Source organism: Winogradskyella forsetii, assembly GCF_013394595.1.
GTDB classification, from domain to species: Bacteria; Bacteroidota; Bacteroidia; order Flavobacteriales; family Flavobacteriaceae; genus Winogradskyella; species Winogradskyella forsetii.
Genome location: NZ_CP053348.1, coordinates 3,945,504 through 3,967,271 on the forward strand (window position 1 = coordinate 3,945,504; position 21,768 = coordinate 3,967,271).

Genomic DNA, 21,768 nt, shown 5'->3' on the forward strand with positions numbered 1-21,768 from the left:
TTTATTGATTCACTTTCCATTGGTGCGAATCGTCTTCAAAAATCTCCTTTCCAAATAAGGGTACTTTCTTTTTTACAATGTTCACAAGGTATTCCGTGGCATCATAAACCTCTTTACTGTGTTTTGCAGAAACAAATACGAAAAAGCAAATCTCACCAGCCTTTATTTCACCCAAACTATGATAAATATGCATACAGGTTAAATTAAAGGTTTTAAATGCTTTCTCGCGAATCGCTTCCAAAATTGGATTTGCCATGTCTTCATAACAGGTAAAATCTATTGCGGCTACGGTTTTATCTTTTATCTTATCTGCTCTAACTTGACCCAAGAAAATATTGTGTGCACCAATGTTGTGTTTGGTTTGGTGTTTAGCGATTGAGTCTGCTATAAATTCTGTTGTTATTGGGCCCTTAATAAATACTTTTTTCATTTTCTATATTATTTTGAATTGCAATTGCACCTCCTGAAATATGCTTTACATTGCTAAACTGGTGCTTTTTTAAAATTCTGATAGCTTCTAAACTTCGTTTTCCAGTTTGGCAGAATACGACATAACTTTTGTTTTTATCTATTTTTTTTAATTCCGTTTCTAAAACCGATAATGGCATTTGGATGACGTCTGGCAATTCTATTTTAGGTGTTTCATGCAGTTCTCTTACATCTATAAAATTGGACTTATTTAAAACGGCTTCCTTAAAACAAGTTGCTTCGATTTTATCTGAATTATATTCTGAATTAAAAAATGCTTCGTCAATAGTTCTGGTTTCGGTTTTTTGAAAGTTGATACAATTCTGCGTGTTATTTAAAATGTTATAAATAAGCAACTTTCCAGATAAGATATCGCCTGTTTCCAATACCATTTTTAGGACTTCATTCGCTTGAAGCATTCCGATAAAACCAACCGTTGTTCCTAAAACACCAGCGTCTTCACAGTTGGTTATTTTGGAACTATTATTTTTAAATACACAGCGATAGGTTGGTCCGTTTTTATAGTTGAAAACCGAAACTTGGCCTTCAAATCGATACACAGAACCGTAGACAAAAGGCTTTTGGGTAATGACACATGCATCATTTATGAGATATCTGGTTTTGATACTATCTGTTGCATCAACAATGATATCATAGTTTTTAAAAATTCCAATAGCGTTTTCGTCTGATAAATAGTTAGTATAAGTTTCAATTTTTACATTGGAATTTAAAGCTTCCAACTGTGTTTTAGCAACTGTCACTTTTTTTTGGTTTACCGTTTTTTCAGGATATAAAATTTGGCGTTGCAAGTTGCTTTCTTCAATAATGTCACCATCTATTATTCCAATGGTTTCAATTCCCGAAGCGATTAAATACGGCAAAATTGCGCATCCCAAACCTCCAGCGCCAACAACTAAAATTTTTGCGTCTTTTAGTTTTTGTTGACCCATTGTTCCTACTTGCGGTAATTGTATTTGTCTTTTATAGCGTTCCGTAATCATCCTCCTGCAAATGGTGGTAGCAACGCGATTTCGTCACTATCCGTTAATTTAATTGTACTGTCTATTTCTACCAAGTTTTTATTTAATGCTATTGAAACTTCCAGTGCCTGTAGATTGTATTTTTCTTTTAGAAGCGCCACACAATCTGAAATATTCAAATCTGCCACAGCCATTTGTTCTTCGTTACATTGTGCTGCTTCTGCAATTGCGCCATAATACTTTATAACTGCCATTTTACTTTTTTTTATTGACCAAGTCTCTCGTCACCTGATTCATTTTTTCGACTTTTTCTTCAAAATTCCCTTTAATTGATTTTCTAAATTCGTTGAGATTAAGCACCATTTCATTGACATCTTCTGGTATAACATCTTCTAAAAACTGTCGGATGCGTTTTGCTGTTGTTGGCGATTTTCCATTGGTAGAAATGGCGATTTTCACATGACCTTTGGTAACAATACCACCTAAATAATAATCGCATTGGTCTGGTGTATCAGCTATATTTACCAATAAATATTTTGCTTTCGCTTCTTTGTTTATCTGTAAATTCACATCCAGATTATCAGTACATCCAATAACCAAATGTCTTTTTTCTAAGTCTGAAATATCATATGCTTTCTCTGTTAATTTTACCGTAGGATGCTTGCTGGCTAAGTCTTTTAGCTCTTGTATAAACGCAATGGAAACCACTTCCACATTGGCATTCGGACTCGATTTTAAAAGAAAGGATAGTTTTTCCAAACCAACGTTTCCACCACCAACAATGAGAACATTTAATTGATGTACTTTTACAAATATTGGGTATAACTCGTTTCTTTCCATAGTATTGGTTGATGTTAATTTTTCAGTAATAAAAGTTGTAAATCTTCTTTTGAATTTACATTTTTTACTGCATTTCTATCCTTTCTTTTTATTGAAATGGTTTTATAATCTAAAGATTTTATTAAGTCTAAAAGTTTTAATTCATTTTTTAAAATTGCCTCTTTAAATATTGAAGTTACCTTTTTAGAATACAAACCAATTAAAGGATATTCGCCTTGATTATCCACTAAATACGTGATTTGATTTTCGCTAATAGTGTTTAATAAATAGTTATTTAAAACAGCCGTATTTATATTTGGAATATCACAACTTAGAATTAAACTATGGTCATTTCTTGAATGATTTAAAGCCGAATAAATCCCGCCAACAGGACCTTTATTTTCATAAATATCAGCAACTAACGGATAACCAAATTCTTTATACTTTTCGTTATTAGTTACTAAAACTATGTTTTGGGTTATGGGTTTTACGGCTTCAATAATATGATCCACAAACGTTTTTCCTTTAAACACAACGAGACCTTTTTCCTCTTGCATACGTGTACTTAAACCTCCGCACAAAATATATACTGATATATTATTTTGAACACGCATTTATACAAAAGTTAGTTTACAACAGGCTATTAATAAAACGACGGCTAGAATGTATTTTAAAGCCGTATTCGAAATTTTATGACTTCCATAAACAGCGCCAAAAAAACCACCTATTAATGCTATTGGAATTAATTTAAAAGAATCAAATTGAATCGGGTGACTAAAGGCATAACCTGAAATTCCGGCAATAGAGTTTACAAATATAAAAAGTGCAGAAACTGCTGCTGCCTCTTTCATCTTTCCCCAACCTAAAAGGATAACGATCGGACTTAAAATGATGCCGCCACCAATACCAATCATTCCTGAAAATAGACCAATTAAAAAGCCTATTATTAAAGCGAGCTGCATTTTAAAAGGCGTTTTGTTTTTCCTATTTTCTTTTGAGAAAAACAGGATTCTAAAAATGGCAATAACTAAAAAGATAGCTAATATTATTTTATATACTTGAGCATCAATCGTCATATAACCGCCTAAAAAAGCAGCTGGAATCGAAGTAATGGCAAATGGATAAAACAGTTTCCACTTAAAATGGCTATTCTTCTTAAAATACCAAAATGAAATCCCAGAAATGAAAATATTTAAGATTAAAGCGGTTGGTTTTATATAGTCCACAGGAAATGAAAATGCGGCCATAAGTGCAATGTAACCGCTTGCGCCTCCATGACCAACACTAGCGTATAAAAACGCAATGCCCATTAATGCGATCGAGAAAAAGATCCATATTTCTGTTTCCATCGCATTCATAGCGTTAACTTTTTATATTCTTCATCTAAAAAAGTGATGCAGTTTTCATTTAGCGTTTCAAATTGACGAATTAAGGATTTCCCATACGCCGTAACTTCAGTTCCTCCTCCATTTTTGCCGCCTATGTTCGTTACCAAAACCGGTTGTTCCGCCAAGGTTTCTATCTCATTGAGTAAGTTCCATGCTTTTTTATAAGACATTTGTAATGTTTTTGCTGCAGCACTTATAGATGCTGTTTCATCGACAGCTTTCAATAATTTAATCCGTCCATAACCTATAAATGGTTTGCCTTCTTTTTCTATCCAAAGCCTAGATTTTATTTCCATTACAGCTCTAGTTTTATACATTCAACTTCATCGTTTATTTTAACTTCAGCTGTTTCAGAATCCACACATATTAAGGCATTGCTCAACGCATAGGTGTATAACATTGCTGAACTTTGTCCCTGAAGAACTTCAACAGAATCTCCTTCTAATTTAGCTTTTAAAAAAAGTGTTTTTCCCGATGGATTTTTTATAGTCGTTTTACTATTCGCTATTACCCTTTTTAATTGATTGTTTTTATAACCTGACATTTTTCTCAATAGTGGAAGTGCATAAATATAAAAGCATGTCAAAGCAGAGGCTGGATTTCCAGGTAATGCAAACACATAAGTGTTTTTCTTTCTTCCAAACCACAAGGGTTTACCAGGTTTTTGATTGATTTTGTAGAACAATTCTTCGACTTCATTTTCCAATAAGGCTTCTTTTACAAAATCGTAATCTCCGACAGAAATTCCGCCAGAAACCAATAATAAATCTTTTGTATTCAACACTTTTTCTATACTCGTTTTCGTTGCATCATAATCATCTTTTACACGAATGATTTCAATGTCTTTTATACCTATTTTTTGTAATGCCGCTTCAAGCATTATGGAATTGCTTTCGTATATTTTTCCTTGTTCTAACTCAGATCCCGGTTTTTGTAATTCACTACCTGTAACCAATATGCCCACTTTTGGTATTTTATAAACTGTAACTGTTGTAATGCCTAAGCACGCCAAAAAACCAATTGCTGCTTCGTTTAGTTTGGTGTCCCTTTTTAATGCGATGTCCATTGTTTTTATCTGCTCGCCCGTTTTACGGATGTTAGCACATTGTGATGGCATTTTTTGAATATGAATCTTGTCGCCTACCCGCTCAACGTGCTCTTGCATAATGACGGTGTCCGCGTTGTCTGGCACTAAAGCTCCAGTAAAAATCCTGACGGCTTCGCCTTCTTTTAAGACATAATTATTTGAGTCTCCAGCTTTAGATTCTCCAACAATGGAATACTTGTCTTTGTCTGAATATTTAAACGCATAACCATCCATTGCAGATTGCCTAAATGGCGGCATGTTTATAGGCGAAAACACATCTTCAGACAACACCAAATTAAGCGCCTCGTTAAGACTTACCTCTTCGAAAAGGTATGTATCTGGAAATTCCGAAATTATAGCTAATGCTGTTTTGACTGAAATCATGCTACTTGAAGCGTTATATCCAACCAAATATAACGAAGATTTTGCAGTTTAAAACTTAGAAAAATGATTTTTATGTAATCACTAATTGATATGTGCTTTTTTGAGGATAGCGTTTATTTATTGCTTTGGACATAAACTTGGTGCGGATTTTAAAGTTTGTGAGAAAGGGACATCAGAATTTTACATGAAAAATCTAGAATTCAAATTGTATAAGGTTTAAGAAATTAAAACTTAGGAACTACAATTGACGAATTAATCCAGCAACCAATCTCAATCGTCTTCCCAGCCATATCGCGAAGAAACACTTCTTGCTTTGTGGGAGCCTTAGCTTCGTAATTGGCCACGTATTCATTGACCTTCTTTTGTAATGTAGGGTCTAACCTAGACGCCTTTTTTACTTCTTTTGCTGCCAACCAATAAACGGCTCTTTTATAAAAATTATCATTACCACAATCTTTGGCACTATCATTATACATTTCGCCAATCGATAAATGTGGTTTTCCATTAGATGGATTTAAATTTAAAGCCTTATTGAAGTAATTTCTGGCCTTACTATATTGTTTTTGGTTTTTAAGAATAACACCTATTCTAATTGCCAAATTTGATTTTTTAAAGGCATCCGTTTCTAGTTGATAAGCTTCTTCCAGATATTGATTAGCTTCAGCAGTTTTACCATTTTTTATTAAGAGTGTGGCAACAAAAATTTTTGTATCTGCAGAAGGTGAAATTTCATCATATTGTTTTACAAGCTTTTCATAAAGTGGATCCTCAGTACATTCCTTATGGTACATTCTGCTAACACTTCGTTTCAACCAAACCGCATCGTTTTTATAGGTCTCGAAGTCCTTCGTATAAAGTGGGATTAAGTTTTCGCAGACCGCTCTAATATCTAGCTTAGCATTGATATTCTGTTGAATGAGCGCGTAGTTTTCAAGATAACTTTCACAGACTGTTTTTAGGTTGTCCTCTTTATTAGTAAGTGATTGGCCACTTTCCAGTTTTTCAATTAAACCATTAAGTTTTTCTGAGTAGTTTTGGATTTCACTTTCAATTTTCTCATTAATATTGTCATACGTGTTAAATAATTCTGCATCCGTTTTTTTTCCTTCATCAAAAAGGTTTACCATTACTGAAAAATAAGAATAAAGACTTTTTGGATGCGTGAAGGTTTTCGAATCCGTTTTAAAAGCAGCATTAAAACAATTATATAAGTCATCCTGGGTTTTTCCGAGTTCATCTTTATAGTCGTATTTTAACTGACAAGCCTTAGCCTCATACTCTCCCTTTGGTGTTCTGCTCGTAAAATAATGTTGTCGCTCTTGCCACAAAACAATCAAATCTTCAATAAACCGTTGCTTTTCTTTTCCTTCAGAAGTATCAATTTTATGATTGAGTATTTTTTCACCATCTATATAAATGGCTATATTCAAGTCCGGACAATTGTTTTTCACATATAACCACGGTTCATAAGCCTCATTATATTTTTTTGCTTTTACATCTTCATGAAAAAATGATAGCTTCGTATTGCATTCGACTTCTTTTTGAGCATTCATGACTCCAATACAGAATACCAAAAAGATAAAAAAGAGGGTTGATTTACTTGTCATAATAAGGTTGATTTTAAGTTAGCGCAACACACTAAAAAATAATGAATTGCACATTAAAAAGCCACAAAAGATGTGCCAAATAAAGAACTGTCTTTTTCTAAAGTAAAGCCGAAGTATACTTAAAATTTAGGTATATAAGTTTTGAAAATAAATAAACCTCCAACCAATAAAGGTTGAAGGTTTCACTGTACTCAAGGTGGGAATCGAACCCACACGACCGAAGTCACTGGATTTTGAATCCAGCGCGTCTACCAATTCCGCCACTTGAGCGATTAAAATTGGAAATTAGCATTCCCAACCCTATCTTCGATTGATAACTGCAATTTAGCCCCAATAATTATCGGGATGCAAAAATAGAAAATTATTTCTGTCAAACAATCAAAATTACCACGTTTTATGCTTTTTGTAGCAAAATAATTTTCTAAATTTGACAACACTCATAATCCCAACACTATACCAACTAAATAACTGATATCAAATGCCATACGAAACCAAAGAAGCCAAATTTTTTGCATGTACACAAAGCACAGACCTTGCCGAACAAATAACTGAAGCCTATGGCGTTAAACTCGGAAATGTTATTACATCAACTTATAGTGATGGTGAATTTCAGCCATCTTACGAAGAATCGATAAGAGGCACTCGGGTTTTTATCATAGGATCTACACATCCAGGTCCTAAAAATTTGATGGAAATGCTTTTAATGATAGATGCAGCCAAACGTGCTTCTGCAAGGCACATCACAGCGGTTATGCCTTATTTTGGTTGGGCAAGACAAGATAGAAAGGATAAACCTAGAGTACCAATTGCTGCAAAATTAGTGGCCAAAATGTTAGAAGCTGCTGGTGCAACACGTATTATAACTATGGATTTACATGCTGATCAAATTCAAGGCTTCTTTGAAAGACCTGTAGATCATTTGTTCGCTTCAACCATATTTTTACCATATTTAAAAAGTTTAAACTTAGATAACCTCACTATAGCATCTCCAGATATGGGAGGTTCTAAACGCGCCTATGCCTACTCAAAAGCCTTACAAAGTGACGTCGTTATTTGTTATAAACAACGTGCAAAAGCTAATGTCATTTCCCACATGGAATTGATTGGAGACGTTACTGGTAAAAACGTAGTTTTGGTTGATGATATGGTTGATACGGCGGGTACATTAACAAAAGCCGCAGATTTAATGATGGAACGTGGCGCACTGAGTGTTAGAGCTATTTGTACCCACCCCATTTTATCTGGTTCTGCCTATGAAAAATTAGAAAATTCTAAACTTGAAGAATTAATTGTAACCAATTCTATTCCGTTAAAGCAAGAAAGCAAAAAATTAAAAGTTTTAAGTTGTGCAAATTTATTCGCCGAAGTCATGCATCATGTACACCATAACGAGTCTATTAGCAACAAATTTATAATGTAACTTCAGCCGTTAAACCTCTATTTATCAAAAGACTTCCTGTTCAAAAATGTTGGTTTAACCTCACATAATTGGGGCTAGATAAAAAATAGTCGCATTACACTAGTAATTTCATATAATATGACTAAATTTGCAGCCCTCTAAAGCAGAATCTGCTAAATGAGGACAAACCCTTATAATGAGGGAATTAATTTTTTTAATAAACAAACATTTCAAAAAATGAAATCAATTACAATCGACGGATCTCAAAGAGAAAGCGTGGGCAAAAAGTCAACTAAAGCCTTACGTAATGCTGGTCAGGTTCCTTGCGTATTATACGGAGGAGAGGCTAAGCCAGTACATTTTACTTCGCCAGAGCTAGCGTTTTCAAAACTCGTGTACACACCAAATGCGCATACAGTTGTGATTAACCTAGATAATGGTGACAGTTTTAATGCAGTAATGCAGGACATTCAGTTTCATCCTGTAACAGACAGAATTATGCACGTAGATTTTTATGAAATCTATGAGAACAAAACTATTACCATGGAAATTCCTGTAAAAACCATAGGATCTTCCAAAGGTGTAATGAATGGTGGTAACCTAAGAATGCCTTACCGTAAACTTAGAGTAAAAGCTATCCCTTCTAAATTACCGGATTTTATAGAAATCGATATTACGCCGTTGAAAATTGGAGATAAAGTCTATATTTCTGAATTGAAAAATGAAGATTATAGCTTAATCCACCCTGATAATACGGTTGTTTGTCAAGTAAGACGTAGTAGATTAGCTATTGTTGATACAGACGACGAAGATGAAGAAGAAGGAGTTGAAGGAGAAGAAGGAACTGAAGCAGGAGATGTGCCAGCAACTGAAACTGATGATGTTGCAGCAGTAAAAGAATAGATAAAACCCTATTTCAAATATTTCAAAAGCATTCTATTTATAGGATGCTTTTTTTATTTTTACGAAAATTGAAAATGCACCATGTGTAATTTTTTAAAAAAATGGTTCGGTTTTAATGATAAGGCAGAACTCACAGAAGAAGACAAAATGAAAAAATTCTTAATCGTTGGCTTAGGAAACATAGGCGAGAAATATGCCAATACCAGACATAATATCGGTTTTAAAATTCTCGATTATTTAGCCGAATCTAATGACCTAACCTTTGAAACCGTAAAACTTGGGGATGTTACTACATTGAAAATAAAAGGGAGAACACTTATACTCTTAAAGCCAAGTACCTACATGAACCTCAGCGGAAAAGCCATAAAATATTGGTTGGAAAAAGAAAAAATATCTTTAGAAAACCTATTAGTGGTGACCGATGACTTAAATCTTCCATTCGGATCACTTCGGCTTAAAACTAAAGGAAGCGATGGAGGCCATAACGGCTTAAAAGATGCACAAGATAAATTACAAACCGTAAAATACAACCGTTTCAGATTTGGTATTAGCGATGAATTCAGTAAAGGAAGACAGGTGGATTATGTTTTGGGTGAATGGAATGAAGAAGAAAACGCTAAACTCAAGGAACGCCTAAAAATTTCAGCAGAACTTATAAAATCATTCGCATTAGCTGGCGTAAATACAACCATGAATCAATTTAACGGCAAATGAATTCAACAAAAAAGCCGTCTGAAATCATTAGTTTTCAGACGGCTTATTTAAATTTCAAATCGTAATTAGTTCACAACAATTTTTTTAATTACAGTATGAAGTCCATCTTCGACTTCTACTAAATACATACCAGATTGAACCTGGTTCAGATTTATTTGTTGTTCTAATATTTGCGCAGAATCATACTGTTCTTCAAAAATTCGTCTTCCATTGATATCATAAACCGTAATATCAATTTTATTTGATTGCGGATGACGCATTGAGATATTAAAGGTTCCATTATTTGGATTCGGATAAACATTGAAATCCGTAGTATTATCAACCTCATTCACAGATAATGTAGGTAATACACATAATTCTAAAGTGAACTCATCAATTGAGCCACCGTCATTGTTTGCAACATCGACTACTGTTAAAATCCAATCTCCTGTGGCAACTTCTCCATACAAAACTGAAATATCATCTTCTGGCAAAAAACTACCAGTAAATGGGGCGGAACCAAAAGTAATTGATGTAGCAGCTTCGCCATCAAATATAGTATTTGTATAGTTATTTCCACTACCTCCATTATTATTTGATAATTCTACAACCGTTCCACTCGGACTAGTTAATGACATAACCAAATCGTCTGTATAACTATGAGGAATATTTATTAAGACGTTTACATCAGAAACCTCACCATCATCCTTAATTGTTAGTGTCGAGGTGTATGTAATGTTTCCAACATTAGTTATAGTAATGGGTGTATCTGTTGCTGAAGTCATGCTACATTCAAAATCACAAACATCTCCTATCCCATTTCCATTGGCATCAGCTTGATCTGTATTCGCATTTAAAGGACAATTATCGCTATCGTTTAAAATAGTATCACCATCAATATCATCGTCACAGACATCACCAATACCGTCTCCATCTAAATCTGCCTGATCAAAATTTGCTGTCATCGGACAATTATCTGAATCATTGGGAATGCCATCATTATCGTCATCAGGTTGCTGAACACCGCATATTTCAATGGACCAGCTGTCTAAAGTGCCTGTAACAAACCGAAAGTCGTCAGATGCATTTAACGTCCAATCGCCACTGGATAAGATGCCATTATTTAAAACTGACAAATCTCCTTCGGGTTGAAAAGTACCTGTAAAAGGTGCTGTACCTGCAGTTATTGATGTAGTCGCAGCGTCATCAAATACTGTGTTAATAAAATCATCTCCATTTCCGCCATTTTCGGCAGATAGTAAAATTTCAGTGCCGTTTGGTGCAATTAATTTTAAAGCGACATCCGCTATCCAATTGTGGGAAACATTTACAGTAACGTTAATGTCGGTTATTATTGCTGCTGTTGACACATTTATAATTGAATTTACGCCAATACTATTATTATCTGGAATATTAAGTGGTGTATCTGAAGAATCATAAGACGCACAAGAAATATTTGCCGTTGTAAAGCTCGATTGATAATAAATACCAGAACCACAATCATTATTGCTTCTCACTCTCCAAAAATACAATGTGGTAACATCTAAAGTGGTAACTGTAAATGTAGGACTATCAACCACGGATCCTGCAACAATATCAGTGAAAGCTGCATTAGTCGCAATATCAATTTCATAAGACGTTGCATTAGGATCAGCTTCCCAAGTAAAAACAGCGGCATCTGCAGGCGTATCGTCAGATCCATCTGTAGGTGTTAATAAATTTAATGTTGAAAAACTAGTATCATATACAGTAAATTCTACATCAGCTGTTTTAGCTAAAGCACCAGAAGTACCAACCAAAGTAAATGGATAGTTTCCATTAGTTAAGCTTCCTATACCATCAACAGTAACCGTTACCGAAGTATCATCTGTAGTCGCTGTAGAAGGTGAGAATGTTGCCGTTGCACCGGCTGGCAAACCTAAGGCACTAAAAGTAGTTTCATCACTGAACCCTAAAAAGGTATTGTACGTAAAAGAAAATACCGCATCATCTGGAGCACAAACATTTAAATCACTATCGGCAACATTGAGTACAAATTCTGATTCCTGTATACTAAAGTTTATAGGATTTATAGCATAAAAAATATTGTTATGGCCTTCTACCTTAACTCTAACCGTAGCAGAATCACCTCCTATAATTGGGACGGTGATATTATGAGATCCATCATTAGGTACTTCAGTTGCAACAACAAAAGGATAAGTATAGCCACCATCTGTAGAAAGCATAATGTTAACGGTTGGTGTATTAACAGCACCTCCATCTGTATTGGCCACATCCCAAGTTATGGTTTGGTTAGAGCCAGCATCCCAAATTTCGTTTGTCGTCTGAGAGGTTACCATAAAAGGGCCAGCGGCATCTTCAACCAAGACCGTCATAAAATCAAAATCACTTTGCGGTGTTTGCCCTACGCCGTTTGCTTCACTTCTGTCTCTAACAGTCAACGCAAAATTTAAAGGTCTCCCAACATTTGAAACCGTTTCCCAAGATGAATTATCTACCGTTACAACAGGATTGGTTTCTGTTAATTGACCAGATATAACCCGTTCAATAATGGGCATATATCGATCTGGAGTCGTACTTGGCGGTCTGGATCTCCAAACAGCTCCAGTAGTTTTATCGGGCCCAAAATTTCCAGTATTAGTCGTGCCATCATCTATTTGCTCCCAAGTATAAGTTAGTAGGTCACCTCCATCCGTATCCGTAGCATTTCCTTTTAACACAAAAGCCGTCCCTAAAGGAATTGTATAGTCTAAACCGGCATCTGCAACAGGAGGATTATTTGTTATGGTAGAACCCACCCAACAGGTATTACTTTCTAAATTATTTAAAATTTGAGTAATACTCGCATAATGAAAATAAGGATCAGAATAATTTTGTACATTACTATTGGTTATGCCTGCATATCCCATTATAGTTGTGCCACTTCCTGGTTCCATATTTACTCCAGTACCTTCAGAAAAATGAGAATAAGTATGGTTGGCTCCCATTTGATGGCCTATTTCATGTGGTACATAATCAATATCGAAGAAATCGGTCATATAAGGTCCACCATTATTATCTGTAAATTCATGTGCGGAAAATCCGCTTCCCTTTGATCCATCTTCACAAACACAGCCAATACAACCAGCATTCCCATTGTTATTATCAAAATGAAATAAATGGCCTATATCGTAATTGGCCTCTCCAATAGTGCTTGTTAGTGTTGATTGCAATTGAGAATTAAAGTTCCCTGTATAAGGATCTGAACTGGCATCTGTATATATAATTTCTGTACCTGTTACCAAACTAAAAGTTACGGCCATATCTACCTCAAATACTTCATTAACCCGGTTTAAAGTGGAAACCACCTGAGCTAAGGCATCTGCTTGAGCATTCCCGTTTACTGCATTGCCATCATCCCAAAAATTGGTGTATTCCGCTGTGGTAGAAATCGCTATTCTAAACGTTCTCAATACTTGGTCATTGGCATCTCTTTGTGCATATTCAACACCATCGTTTTCAAAAACCATATCTTCCGTTAAACATTCAAAATCTTTCAATTTTTCGGTTCGTGCCGCTCTACTATAAACTATATAGGTTGATGAATCTGATTTACTCAATGGCACTAAAAAGTTCACTTGTCTATCTGGATTAGTAACCATACCCTGTAAGCCTTGAGATGTAACACTAAAGCGTGCTCTTGTACCAGGATTTTCGGTACTAAAGCCTAAATACGTTTTTATATTGGGATGCGCTTGCGCCAATTCTTGAGATAAAACCGAGGTTTCAACCACCATAAATTGTTCTAATTTTCCATCGATATTTGGAAGCGAAATTTTAGAATCAGAAGATAAAACTGACGCAGAACGTAAAGGGGCATTAGCAAGCTGGGCTCTAAAAGCATTAATATCTAAATGATAAGTTTGATAGAATTTTTGATTAAGAGTGGTTTTGTTTCCATTACCATTCAAATCATTTTTATCAGTTTTCTGCCAGTAACTCTGTTGAGCCGTTACCGAAAATACAGATAAAAATATGGATAATGCCAAAACAAAATGTAGCTTTGTTTTCATGAATATTTGGGTTAAAATTTAAGATTCTTCGAATTTATGGTTTTTTTTTCAAATATTTGGCTGGAATATCAACAACCAAAAAGACATAACGCTTGACTTCAAATTCAGCAAAAGTAACAACGATAGGCACCTTTGATGGCGTTCATATCGGACATCAAAAAATTTTGAGACAAGTGGTGCAACTTGCAGAAGCCAAAGGTTATGTTCCCGCGGTGTTAACACTGTTTCCACATCCAAGGATGGTGCTTCAAAAAGATGACTCCATAAAGTTGTTAAATACAATTGAAGAACGTGTAGAATTGCTAAAAAATCTTGGAATTAGAGAAGTTATAGTCAAAACATTTACCAAGGAATTCGCCAATCTTTCAGCAAAAGATTACGTAAAACAGATTTTGGTAGATGAATTAAACACCAAACAGATTGTCATTGGTTACGACCATCATTTTGGAAAAAATCGAAGCGCCAACATTACAGACCTTAAAGCTTTTGCCAAGCTTTATGATTTTAAAGTCGAAGAAATCTCGGCACAAGACATAGCGGACGTTACTGTAAGTTCTACTAAAATCAGAACTGCTTTAGACCAAGGCGAAGTGGATAAGGCAAATTCATTCTTAGGTTATAATTTTTTCATAACCGGTACAGTAATTAAAGGTAAAGGTTTGGGAAGAACTATCGATTTTCCAACGGCCAATATAAATATCACAGCAACCTATAAACTTATTCCAAGTGATGGTGTTTATGTTGTAAAATGTGAAATTGAAGACAACACAGTTTACGGAATGATGAATATTGGTACCAACCCTACGGTTAATGGAAAATCACGCTCTATTGAAGTTCATTTTTTCAACTTTCATAAAGACATTTATAATTCAGAATTAAAAATCGAATTCCTTAAACGCTTAAGAAGCGAAGAAAAGTTCGAAAATATTGATGCTTTAAAAATGCAGCTTAAAAAGGATATGGAAAACGCTAAGGTTTTTATAAACGCTTCAAATGACTAAATTCCTATTTAAACATATAGACAATTCTGGACTCATTGTTTTTAGAATCATATTTGGATTGTTATGCGCCTTAGAGGCCTTTGGCGCCATTGCCACTGGCTGGATAAGACGAACCTTAATAGAACCTGATTTTACATTTTCTTTTATTGGCTTCGAGTGGCTACAACCCTTACCTGGCGAATGGATGTATGTTTATTATTTTGTGATGGGAATCTTTGGGCTCTTCATCATGTTAGGTTATAAATACCGCTTCAGCATGCTCGTGTTTGCCCTAATGTGGACAGCGACTTACCTCATGCAAAAATCATCTTACAACAATCACTATTACTTATTGGTTTTATTGAGTTTTTTAATGCTCTTGCTACCTGCCAATCGCTATGCCTCTTTAGATGCAAAATTAAACCCATCACTCAAAAGTATATCAATGCCTAGTTGGTGCAAATGGGTTTTTATATTTCAGTTGTTTATTCTTTATACCTATGCTTCGGCAGCTAAATTCTATCCAGATTGGTTAGATGCTTCTGTAATGGAAATACTAATGAGAAGCAAATCCAATTATCTCTTAATTGGAGACCTACTGCAAAACAAAATAGTGCATTATATTTTGTCTTATGGAGGTATTGTTTTTGATGGCTTAATTATTCCTTTATTGCTTTTTAAGCCCACTCGGAAATATGCCTTTTTTGTTTCAATTTTCTTTCATTTGTTTAACTCCATTGTATTTCAAATTGGAATTTTCCCCTATATGTCCTTAGCCTTTAGCCTATTCTTTTTTGAACCTAAAACGATACGGGATATTTTCCTTAGAAAGAAAACTTTATATGAAGGTAACGAGATTATTGTTCCAAAATACAAGACGGCTTTAATTACTTTTTTCTCTATTTATTTTATCATTCAAATTGGGTTACCGTTAAGACATCACTTTTTTAAGGATGATGTGTTGTGGACCGAAGAAGGTCATCGCCTCTCATGGCGCATGATGCTACGTTCTAAAGGCGGTAGGACAACCTACAACGTTGTTAATGCCGAAACCAACGAAGCGATTCCAATAAAACTAAGTGATTACCTGACTAAAAAACAACAACGTAGCGCCAGTACAAAACCCGATGTGATCTGGCAGTTTTCACAACACCTCAAACAAGATTTTGCCAAAAAAGGAATCCTTGTTAAAGTGTTTGTAAAATCTTATGTGAGTGTCAACGGAAAACCTTCAAAGCAGCTTATTGACCCAAAAGTGGATCTTGCCAATGAGGAATGGCACCATTTTGAGCATCATGATTGGATTTTGTCATCGAAAAATGATTAGATTGAAAAAAAGGTTGATAATAATTTTTACAAATCGACACGCTTAAATTCGATTTTTTGAAATTTAGATTTTTATTAGTGCCAATTCGTGAAATTCGTGTCTAAAAAATTATACGCTTCGGACTAATTCAAATTCACACTTCAAAATAGAACATTTTATATTTTTTCCTGCTCAATTTCTTTTTACTTTTGTGCCTCCTAATTCCTACGCTAGTTGGCGTTAACTCAAAAAACAATTATGTTACAAGTTACTTTTATTAAAGCGCATAAAGAAGATATTATTGCACGTTTAGCAAAACGAAATATCGACGCTACGCAAATGATCAACGATGCGATTGCTTTTGACGAAGACCGAAAAGCACTTCAAACGTCTTTAGACAATACCAAAGCAGAATCTAACGCCTTGTCTAAAGAAATTGGTAACTTATTCAAATCTGGCGAAACACAAAAAGCAAATCTTTTAAAGGAAAAAACAACCCAATTAAAAGATACTATCAAAAATTTTGAACAAGAACTCAAAGATAAGGTTGATGCACTAGACGAATTATTATATAAAATCCCAAATGTACCAAATCCTATAGTGCCTGCAGGAAATACGGACGAAGACAATGAGGAAACCTTCAAGGAAGGCGATATTCCTAAACTACATGATAATGCTTTACCACATTGGGAACTAGCAAAACAATACAACATCATAGATTTTGAATTGGGAAACAAAATCACAGGTGCCGGTTTTCCTGTTTATATAGGTAAAGGTGCCAGATTACAACGCGCACTCATTGCCTACTTTTTAGATAAAAATACAGCAGCTGGTTACACCGAGTACCAAGTGCCGCATTTGGTAAATGAAGCCTCTGGTTTTGGAACTGGACAATTACCAGATAAGGAAGGGCAAATGTATCATGTTACAGCTGACAACCTATATTTAATCCCAACCGCAGAAGTACCTGCAACCAATATTTTTAGGGACACGCTTTTAAATGAGAGTGACTTACCCATAACAATAACGGGTTACACACCATGCTTTAGACGTGAGGCTGGAAGTTATGGCGCACACGTCAGAGGCCTAAACCGCTTGCACCAATTTGATAAAGTTGAAATCCTGCGCGTTGAGCATCCTGATAATTCTTATCAAGCTTTGGACAGCATGGTAAATCACGTCAAAAGTATTTTGCAAGACTTAAAATTACCCTACAGAATTTTAAGGTTGTGCGGTGGCGATTTAGGCTTTACCTCTGCCTTAACTTACGATTTCGAAGTATTCTCAACGGCTCAAGATCGTTGGTTGGAAGTCTCTTCAGTTTCTAATTTTGAGACTTTTCAAGCTAATCGTTTAAAATTACGTTTTAAAAACAGTGATGGTAAAAACGAATTATGCCACACACTTAATGGAAGTGCATTGGCTTTACCAAGAATTTTAGCAGGTATTTTGGAAAACTACCAAACCGAAGATGGTATAAAAATCCCTGACGTTTTAGTACCATATACAGGTTTCGAAATGATTTCTTAGAGAAGCTATTTTAATCGTATTTTATCCTAATTGTTAAAAATTAATGTACTTCAACGATTTTTTTGGTATTTCTTCGTTTTATTTGAAATAAATTTAGAAGTTAGCACTCCCGAACAAGAATAACCTAATTATGAAAAATTTAAAACGAATTGTATTACTCGTTTCCTTAATTGTAATGGTAAGCAAAGTTTTGTTTTAAAAGTTCAAAACATAAAACGAAACCACGACAGAATAACTGAATCATATTTTACATAAATAATGGTTAATAGCACATTTATTTTGCTGGTCAAAATGCCTAGACGTAAGTTTAGGCATTTTTTTATGGTTATTTTCACAATATCTACTTGAGGCTTTTGTTATATTTGAAGTTGTACTTGATATCAGAAAGAATATGAAAAAATACATTATCGCTTTACTAATTACGCTTTCATTTTTTTCCTGTCAAAAGAAAAACGACGAAAATCCTAGTATTGAAAACATCACGCAAGGACCAATAGTCAAAGAATCATTAAGTAATGAGCAATTGAACCAAATCACCTATATTCAGAGGACTTTTAGTGAAGTTTTCCCTATTTCTCTTGAAGAAACGATAACGAATTTTAAACGAGATCAAAACCCAGATAGTGAAATAGGTATTTGGCTGCACATGGCCAATGCCTATGAGAACTTTTCCTTAAAAAATTCTGAAGAAAACAAGTTAGATTTAAGAAAAGAGGCATTTAAACTCGTTTTTCTTCGCTCGATGATGACTGAAGAAGAAATTATGAAAAATGAAAAAGATCAGTTTAAATTATTAAATGAAATCAACATTAAACAAATTTTAAAAGATTATAATTTGAATCCCAAACCTATTAATATCAAAAAGTAGGTGAATTTTGATCATAAAACAACGTTTCTAAATTGGACTGACATACAATTTTTAAAATAACAAACATGAAACAGCGATTTTTAATTTTACTCTTAGTATTAGGATTTTATTCTGGTTTCGCACAAAACAGCGAAGCCCAGGCCGAAAGCTATTATAAAAAAGGGGAATTTAAAAAAGCACTCATTATTTATGAAAACCTAATTAAAGAAAAACCATATAGTTACAATTACCTTGATAAGTTGGTGGATATCCATCAACAATTAGAGCAATATGATGAAGCCGAAAAAATCATCATAGATCGGTTAAATAAAAACCGAAACCCCATTATGGTCGTTACCTTGGGTTATAACTTCCAACTTAAAGACAGTATAAATAACGCCAATACATTGTACGAAGAGGCTATTTCTTATGCGGACGAAAAACCCAATTACATCTATACGATTGCCAAAAAATTTGAGGATTACTCACTACAAGATCAGGCTATTAGACTTTATGAAAAAGGAAAACTTTTAACTCCAGATAGAGACTATAGCATTCAATTGGCGCGCATATATGGCGACCAAGGCGATATTGAAAAAATGTTTGAGAACTACATTGAATATATCGATTTCAAACCCAATTATCTCAACAATATTAAGCGTGCGATCAGTGATTTCATTTCTGAAAACAAAGACAACGAAAGCAATATTTATTTAAGAAGGGCATTGTTAAAAAAATTACAGCAAGAACCAAAACCGTATTGGTACGAAATGCTGAGCTGGTTATATGTTCAGGAAAAAGCGTATACTAAATCCTTTATTCAAGAAAAGGCGCTTTACAAACGAAATCCAGAAAGTTTAGACCGCATTATCGAATTGGCAGAAACCGCTAGAAAAGACAATGATTATGAAACTGCCAAGTCAATTTTTAATTATATCTTAGAAACAACACAAGACCAGACGACGGCATTAACTGCGCATCAATATCTTTTAGAAATCGACACTAAAAATGCAGATGAAAAAACCCTAAAACAAATTGATGAAAGATACCAAAATCTGTTTACCGAATTTGGGAAATCACAACTCACCATTCCGTTGCAATTAGCCTATGGAAAATTCTTGGCATTTGACCTAAAGGATACTAAAACGGCTACTAGTTTTCTAAAAGAGAGTTTAGAATTACCAATCTCAAATTACAGACAAGCTAAAATTAAGTTGCTCTTAGCTGACATTTTAGTACTTCAAGAAAAGTTTAATGAAGCTCTAATCTTTTATTCTCAAATTCAGGCCGAACTTAAAAACAGCACCATTGCACAAGAAGCACGATTCAAAGTTGCCAAAACAAGTTACTATAAAGGCGATTTTGATTGGGCTGAATCACAATTAAAAATCTTGAAATCCTCCACATCGCAATTAATTGCCAATGATGCGTTAGACTTAAAACTACTGATTACAGACAATAAATTTGAAGATAGTCTTCATACCTCATTAAAATTATATGCTAAAGCAGATTTGTATGCCTTTCAGAATAAAACTGATGAAGCTATTTCACTTTTAGACAAAATTTTAGAAGAGCATAAAGGCGAAAGTATTACGGACCAAACCCTTTACCAACAGGCAAAACTCTTCGAACAAAAGAAACAATACACAAAAGCAGAAGCCAATTACCTAGAAATTATAAAAGATTACGGCGAGGATATTTTAGCCGATGATGCTCATTTTTATTTGGCTGAACTTTACAATACGCATTTAGCAAAACCAGAAGAAGCCAAACAACTTTTCGAAAAAATAATCTTTGAGCATCAAGATAGTATCTATTTTATTGAAGCTCGGAAGACGTTTAGGATGTTACGAGGCGATTCAATAAACTAAATGGTTACATCCAAAAACTAAATTTCAATACACTCGTTTTGAATTTGGTATTTTAAAATTGAATATTAATTAGTATGATTATATACAACGTTACTTTAAACATCGACAAATCCATCCACCAAGAATGGTTAGAGTGGATAAAAGAGCATATTCCGCAAGTATTGGCCACAGGAAAATTTAAAGAAGCCAAACTAACCAAAGTATTGGTCGAAGATGATGAAGCAGAAACTTATTCTGTACAATATAGAGCACTTTCAAGAGAAGCATTAGATGCTTATTACGCCGAACATGCAGCAAATTTAAGACAAGAAGGACTGAAACGTTTTGGAGATAAAGTGTTGTCTTTTAGAACCGAGCTGGAAGTTGTGGATGAGTATTCGGTGACATTCAAATAATTGTCTCTCGCAAAGGCGCTGCGCTGCGCTGTAAAGCCAATCTACGCATCATAAATTTTAGCACAACAATCGGTTTTAAATAATAGGTATCGCAAGCACTTTCTCATTTCATAATTTTTTACCCAACGCTTTACGCCTTTGCGCCTTTACGAGAAATAAACAAAAAATCCACGATTCTCTATAAGGCTCTATGTATCTTTGCGTAAACCGCTTTGCGCCTCTGGCCTTTGCGAGAATGAATAATTTATGTCAGTAAAAGCAAAAAAACATCTAGGTCAACACTTTTTAACCGACGAATCTATTGCCCAAGACATCGCAGATAGCTTAACTTACAAAGGCTATAATGACGTTTTGGAAATTGGACCAGGAATGGGCGTCTTAACCAAATATTTGCTCAAGAAAAACATTACAACACATGTTATAGAAATAGACACAGAATCCGTAGATTACTTAAAAAACAACTACCTAAACCTTGCTGACAGAATCATAGAAAAAGACTTCTTAAAATACGATTTAAATCTCGTTTTTAACGACAAACCCTTTGCTATCATAGGAAATTTTCCCTATAATATTTCGTCTCAAATTCTTTTTAAAACCTTAGAATTAAGACATCAAATCCCAGAGTTTTCCGGTATGCTTCAAAAGGAGGTAGCCATGCGCATCTGTTCTAAGGAGGGATCAAAAGTTTACGGCATTTTATCTGTTTTGACCCAAGCTTTTTACGAAGCCGACTATTTGTTCACTGTACCACCTACGGTTTTTAATCCACCACCGAAAGTAGATTCTGGTGTATTATTTCTCAAACGAAAAGAAAATTTCAGTTTGCCATGTGATGAAAAATTATTCTTCAGAGTAGTAAAAACGGGTTTTCAACAACGCAGAAAAACGTTGAGAAACAGTTTAAAAACCTTTAATCTGTCGGATAATTTAAAAGCAAATACTATATTTGGGCAGCGACCAGAACAATTAAGTGTTTTACAATTTATTGAACTGACCTCGCTAATTGAAAATGATGACAATTAATTAATCTCATTGCGAACATAGCGTAGCTGTCTGTCT

At 34.5% G+C, this 21,768-nt stretch carries 20 protein-coding genes and 1 tRNA gene; 10 read left to right on the plus strand and 11 right to left on the minus strand.

All coding sequences use genetic code 11. The features are described from left to right. Position 1: 1 nt before the first annotated feature. The 10 genes from HM987_RS16915 to HM987_RS16960 all read right to left on the minus strand — a co-directional run bounded on the left by HM987_RS16915 (position 2) and on the right by HM987_RS16960 (position 7,003). Positions 2–430, minus strand: coding sequence for a molybdenum cofactor biosynthesis protein MoaE (locus tag HM987_RS16915; protein ID WP_179009199.1), 429 nt, complete (start codon positions 428–430; stop codon positions 2–4). Then, entirely contained in the window at positions 411–1,469 is a 1,059-nt protein-coding gene (locus tag HM987_RS16920; RefSeq protein WP_179009200.1) for a HesA/MoeB/ThiF family protein, read from the minus strand. Before HM987_RS16920 ends, HM987_RS16915 begins: the two co-directional genes overlap by 20 nt. Continuing rightward, positions 1,466–1,702 carry a MoaD/ThiS family protein gene (locus HM987_RS16925; RefSeq protein ID WP_179009201.1) on the minus strand — a complete coding sequence of 79 codons (237 nt, stop codon included), beginning with the start codon at positions 1,700–1,702 and terminating at the stop codon, positions 1,466–1,468. Before HM987_RS16925 ends, HM987_RS16920 begins: the two co-directional genes overlap by 4 nt. 1 nt (position 1,703) lies before the next feature. Next, a complete protein-coding gene (locus HM987_RS16930; RefSeq protein WP_179009202.1) occupies positions 1,704–2,288 on the minus strand; it encodes a precorrin-2 dehydrogenase/sirohydrochlorin ferrochelatase family protein in 585 nt (194 codons plus the stop codon). Positions 2,289–2,302: 14 nt separating this feature from the next. Further along, positions 2,303–2,881 carry a molybdenum cofactor guanylyltransferase gene (locus HM987_RS16935; protein ID WP_179009203.1) on the minus strand — a complete coding sequence of 193 codons (579 nt, stop codon included), beginning with the start codon at positions 2,879–2,881 and terminating at the stop codon, positions 2,303–2,305. Beyond that, the gene (locus HM987_RS16940) at positions 2,882–3,625 is read right to left on the minus strand and encodes a sulfite exporter TauE/SafE family protein (protein ID WP_179009204.1); all 744 of its coding nucleotides are present in this window, start codon (positions 3,623–3,625) and stop codon (positions 2,882–2,884) included. Beyond that, a complete protein-coding gene (locus HM987_RS16945) occupies positions 3,622–3,951 on the minus strand; it encodes a winged helix-turn-helix domain-containing protein (RefSeq protein ID WP_229724490.1) in 330 nt (109 codons plus the stop codon). Before HM987_RS16945 ends, HM987_RS16940 begins: the two co-directional genes overlap by 4 nt. Beyond that, positions 3,951–5,126 carry a molybdopterin molybdotransferase MoeA gene (locus HM987_RS16950; RefSeq protein WP_179009206.1) on the minus strand — a complete coding sequence of 392 codons (1,176 nt, stop codon included), beginning with the start codon at positions 5,124–5,126 and terminating at the stop codon, positions 3,951–3,953. Before HM987_RS16950 ends, HM987_RS16945 begins: the two co-directional genes overlap by 1 nt. Before the next feature lie 224 nt (positions 5,127–5,350). Beyond that, complete coding sequence (locus HM987_RS16955; RefSeq protein WP_179009207.1) at positions 5,351–6,733, minus strand: tetratricopeptide repeat protein; 1,383 nt, start codon at positions 6,731–6,733, stop codon at positions 5,351–5,353. 188 nt (positions 6,734–6,921) lie between these two features. Further along, positions 6,922–7,003: transfer RNA gene (locus tag HM987_RS16960), tRNA-Leu, on the minus strand. Between the two features lie 208 nt (positions 7,004–7,211). On the opposite strand from HM987_RS16960, the gene HM987_RS16965 reads away from it, so the two are divergent. From HM987_RS16965 to pth, 3 genes are all read left to right on the plus strand, one after another. After that, positions 7,212–8,153: a ribose-phosphate pyrophosphokinase gene (locus tag HM987_RS16965; RefSeq protein WP_179009208.1), complete on the plus strand. Its 942-nt coding sequence runs from the start codon at positions 7,212–7,214 to the stop codon at positions 8,151–8,153. A gap of 216 nt (positions 8,154–8,369) precedes the next feature. Further along, the gene (locus HM987_RS16970; protein ID WP_179009209.1) at positions 8,370–9,035 is read left to right on the plus strand and encodes a 50S ribosomal protein L25/general stress protein Ctc; all 666 of its coding nucleotides are present in this window, start codon (positions 8,370–8,372) and stop codon (positions 9,033–9,035) included. A gap of 81 nt (positions 9,036–9,116) precedes the next feature. After that, a complete protein-coding gene (gene pth / locus HM987_RS16975; protein WP_179009210.1) occupies positions 9,117–9,749 on the plus strand; it encodes an aminoacyl-tRNA hydrolase in 633 nt (210 codons plus the stop codon). Positions 9,750–9,814: 65 nt separating this feature from the next. Here the strand turns inward: pth and HM987_RS16980 are convergent, their stop codons facing one another. Further along, positions 9,815–13,780, minus strand: a complete 3,966-nt coding sequence (locus HM987_RS16980; protein WP_179009211.1) for a reprolysin-like metallopeptidase — start codon at positions 13,778–13,780, stop codon at positions 9,815–9,817. Between the two features lie 92 nt (positions 13,781–13,872). On the opposite strand from HM987_RS16980, the gene HM987_RS16985 reads away from it, so the two are divergent. The 7 genes from HM987_RS16985 (at position 13,873) to rsmA (ending at position 21,732) form a co-directional block, all read left to right on the plus strand. Next, positions 13,873–14,781, plus strand: a complete 909-nt coding sequence (locus tag HM987_RS16985) for a bifunctional riboflavin kinase/FAD synthetase (protein WP_179009212.1) — start codon at positions 13,873–13,875, stop codon at positions 14,779–14,781. Further along, on the plus strand, positions 14,774–16,087 hold the full coding sequence (locus HM987_RS16990; RefSeq protein WP_179009213.1) for an HTTM domain-containing protein: 1,314 nt from the start codon (positions 14,774–14,776) through the stop codon (positions 16,085–16,087). The genes HM987_RS16985 and HM987_RS16990 overlap by 8 nt, the downstream gene beginning before the upstream one ends. Positions 16,088–16,324: 237 nt before the next feature. Continuing rightward, a complete protein-coding gene (gene serS, locus HM987_RS16995) occupies positions 16,325–17,596 on the plus strand; it encodes a serine--tRNA ligase (RefSeq protein WP_179009214.1) in 1,272 nt (423 codons plus the stop codon). Positions 17,597–17,987: 391 nt separating this feature from the next. After that, a complete protein-coding gene (locus HM987_RS17000) occupies positions 17,988–18,464 on the plus strand; it encodes a hypothetical protein (protein ID WP_179009215.1) in 477 nt (158 codons plus the stop codon). A gap of 65 nt (positions 18,465–18,529) precedes the next feature. Beyond that, complete coding sequence (locus HM987_RS17005) at positions 18,530–20,314, plus strand: tetratricopeptide repeat protein (protein WP_179009216.1); 1,785 nt, start codon at positions 18,530–18,532, stop codon at positions 20,312–20,314. A gap of 74 nt (positions 20,315–20,388) precedes the next feature. After that, complete coding sequence (locus HM987_RS17010) at positions 20,389–20,709, plus strand: DUF4286 family protein (RefSeq protein WP_179009217.1); 321 nt, start codon at positions 20,389–20,391, stop codon at positions 20,707–20,709. 246 nt (positions 20,710–20,955) lie between these two features. Continuing rightward, a complete protein-coding gene (gene rsmA, locus HM987_RS17015) occupies positions 20,956–21,732 on the plus strand; it encodes a 16S rRNA (adenine(1518)-N(6)/adenine(1519)-N(6))-dimethyltransferase RsmA (protein ID WP_179009218.1) in 777 nt (258 codons plus the stop codon). Positions 21,733–21,768: the final 36 nt, after the last annotated feature.